The sequence below is a fragment of the Nocardia farcinica genome, assembly GCF_029867845.1.
Lineage (GTDB): Bacteria > Actinomycetota > Actinomycetes > Mycobacteriales > Mycobacteriaceae > Nocardia > Nocardia farcinica_A.
The window spans coordinates 1-2,379 of sequence record NZ_JARWRU010000421.1; the positions used below are offsets into that span (position 1 = coordinate 1).

3 protein-coding genes are annotated in these 2,379 nt (G+C 67.2%); 1 reads left to right on the forward strand and 2 read right to left on the reverse strand.

Annotated features, from left to right (window positions below):
* Together QH283_RS08965 and QH283_RS08970 are read right to left on the reverse strand one after the other, a co-directional pair.
* Positions 1–1,027 (reverse strand): inositol-3-phosphate synthase (locus QH283_RS08965; RefSeq protein ID WP_280502553.1); only part of this gene is annotated, 1,027 nt, incomplete at its 3' end.
* Positions 1,020–1,577, reverse strand: coding sequence for a PadR family transcriptional regulator (locus QH283_RS08970; protein ID WP_280502554.1), 558 nt, complete (start codon positions 1,575–1,577; stop codon positions 1,020–1,022). The genes QH283_RS08965 and QH283_RS08970, both read right to left, overlap by 8 nt.
* A gap of 169 nt (positions 1,578–1,746) precedes the next feature.
* On the opposite strand from QH283_RS08970, the gene QH283_RS08975 reads away from it, so the two are divergent.
* Positions 1,747–2,166, forward strand: a complete 420-nt coding sequence (locus tag QH283_RS08975; protein WP_280502555.1) for a DUF5318 domain-containing protein — start codon at positions 1,747–1,749, stop codon at positions 2,164–2,166.
* The last annotated feature ends 213 nt before the right edge of the window (positions 2,167–2,379 follow it).

Consider the following 2,379-nt stretch of genomic DNA (forward strand, 5'->3'; position numbering starts at 1 on the left):
TCATCAGGTAGGCCGAGGCCGGGATGACCGGTCCGCCGATGCCGCGATCCTTGGCGATCTTGGCCGCGCGCACCGCGTCGATGATGATGCCCGCCGAGTTCGGCGAGTCCCACACCTCGAGCTTGTACTCCAGGTTCAGCGGCACGTCGCCGAAGGCACGGCCTTCGAGGCGGACGTAGGCCCACTTGCGGTCGTCGAGCCAGCCGACGTGGTCGGACGGGCCGATGTGCACGTCGTTGGCGCCCAGTTCCTTCTTCAGGTTGCTGGTGACGGCCTGGGTCTTGGAGATCTTCTTCGACTCCAGGCGCTCACGCTCGAGCATGTTCTTGAAGTCCATGTTGCCGCCGACGTTGAGCTGCATGGTGCGGTCGAGCTGCACGCCGCGGTCCTCGAACAGCTTGGCCATCACGCGGTGGGTGATGGTGGCGCCGACCTGGCTCTTGATGTCGTCGCCGACGATCGGGACACCGGCGTCGACGAACTTCTGCGCCCACACCGGGTCGGAGGCGATGAACACCGGCAGCGCGTTGACGAAGGCCACACCGGCGTCGATGGCGCACTGGGCGTAGAACTTGTCGGCCTCCTCCGAGCCCACCGGCAGGTAGGACACCAGCACGTCGACCTTCGCGTCCTTCAGCGCCTGCACCACGTCGACCGGCTCGGCCTCGGACAGCTCGATGGTCTGGGCGTAGTACTTGCCGATGCCGTCGAGGGTCGGGCCGCGCTGCACGGTGACATCGGTCGGCGGCACGTCGGAGATCTTGATGGTGTTGTTCTCGCTGGCGAAGATCGCCTCGGCCAGGTCGAAGCCGACCTTCTTGGCGTCGACGTCGAAAGCGGCGACGAACTTCACGTCGCGCACGTGGTAGGGGCCGAACTTCACGTGCATCAGGCCCGGCACGGTCGCGGTCTCGTCCGCGTCCTTGTAGTACTGCACGCCCTGGACCAAGGAGGAGGCGCAGTTGCCCACGCCCACGATGGCCACGCGAACTTCGGTGGCGTTCTCAGCCGTTGTGGTGTCAGTCATGGCCGATGTTTCCCTCTTTCTGTGGTGCCGCGTTCGTCGATTGCTCCGCCGCAATCAACTCGTTGAGCCAGCGCACTTCGCGCTCGCTGGATTCGAGTCCGAGTTGATGGAGTTGCCGGGTGTAGCGATCCAGTGAGCCACTGGCCTTCTTGATCGCCTCCCGGAGCCCCTCTCGGCGCTCTTCGACCTGACGCCGCCTGCCCTCCAGGATTCGCATCCTCGCCTCGGCGGGAGTGCGGGTGAAGAAGGCCAGATGTACGCCGAAGCCGTCGTCGGTGTAGTTCTGCGGGCCGGTGTCGGCGAGCAGTTCGTTGAACCGCTCCCGGCCGGCATCGGTCAGCCGATAGACCCGGCGGGCCCGGCGGGTGGTGGCACCCTCCGGTATCTCCTCCGCGATCAGTCCGTCCACCTGCATGCGCCGCAGGGTGGGATAGAGCGATCCGTAGGAGAAGGCCCGAAACGCGCCGAGCAGGCCGGTGAGCCGCTTGCGCAGTTCGTAGCCGTGCATGGGCGATTCGAGGAGCAGCCCGAGAATCGCCAATTCGAGCACCGGGCTTCACCCCCTGACTTGTCTACAGATCTAACCGGTGGATACGAAGACCCACTATATCGGACCGATACATCTGTCCGCAGCGCGAGCCCGGAGGGGCCGTCCGGCCCACCGTGGCAATCCCGACAGCCCGGCGCGGGCCGCGCCGCGCACCGCTACTCTGGGGGGCGTGCGAATCCAGCGGCAGGTGGTCGACTATGCGCTACGGCGCCGATCACTGCTGGCCGACGTCTATGCGGGCCGGGTCGGCGTCGCCGAGGTGTGCGACGCGAACCCCTACCTGCTGCGCGCGGCGAAGTTCCACGGCCGGGGGAGCGAGGTCACGTGTCCGATCTGCCGCAAAGAGCAGTTGACACTGGTGTCCTGGGTCTACGGCGACGGCCTCGGCCCGGTCGCGGGCTCGGCCAGGACCCCGGAGGAACTCGTGCGCCTGGCCGAGACCCGCGAGGAGTTCTCGGTCCACGTCGTGGAGGTCTGCCGCAGCTGCAGCTGGAACCATCTGGTGCAGTCCTACGTCCTCGGCGCCACACCCGCGCCCACCCGTCGCCGCTCGGGCGGCCGGGCGGGGCGACGGACCGCCGCCGAGTGATGTCCCCGGTCCTCGGCCGAGCGGGTGAGCGCGAGCACCCGCCAGTGCCCGGCGCGCCCGCCCAGGCACCGACCATGCTTCACCGCTACGAGTTATGGAGATCTTGTCAGTGAATTCGCCTTACGAGACTTCCCCCTACGGCGATGACCCGCACGGTGGCCGGGCTCAGCGAAGTTCACAACCGGATCCGAACGGATATCCCCGGCGTCAGCC